This window comes from Xenorhabdus littoralis, assembly GCF_033949345.1.
Classification (GTDB): Bacteria; Pseudomonadota; Gammaproteobacteria; order Enterobacterales; family Enterobacteriaceae; genus Xenorhabdus; species Xenorhabdus littoralis.
In genome coordinates, this window is record NZ_VCDP01000317.1 from 1 (window position 1) to 302 (window position 302).

General features: G+C 25.8%; 1 protein-coding gene. It reads left to right on the forward strand.

What is annotated here, in order from left to right; genetic code table 11:
- Positions 1-208, forward strand: a 208-nt coding sequence (locus FE394_RS19730) for a ribbon-helix-helix domain-containing protein (protein ID WP_319927995.1), incomplete at its 5' end; no start/stop codon positions are given.
- Positions 209-302 lie beyond the last annotated feature (94 nt).

Consider the following 302-nt stretch of genomic DNA (forward strand, 5'->3'; position numbering starts at 1 on the left):
CGTCTTTTTTCCGTACAATTTGTATTATACGATATTTTTCCGTACAATACAAGAAGAGGTGATAATAATGACAGATAAAAAAGAAAGAGTAGAAATGAGAATCCCACAATCAATATTAAAAAAAGTTGACGAATACAAAGAAGAAAACGGAATTTCTACTAGAACAGCAACAATTCTAGAACTTATAAGAAAAGGATTAAATAAATAAAAAAATAGAAGGGATAATATACATATCCCTTCTAACTAATATCTGATTCTATATAATAAATACGATCAATATAATCTAAATTCTCAATATAGCT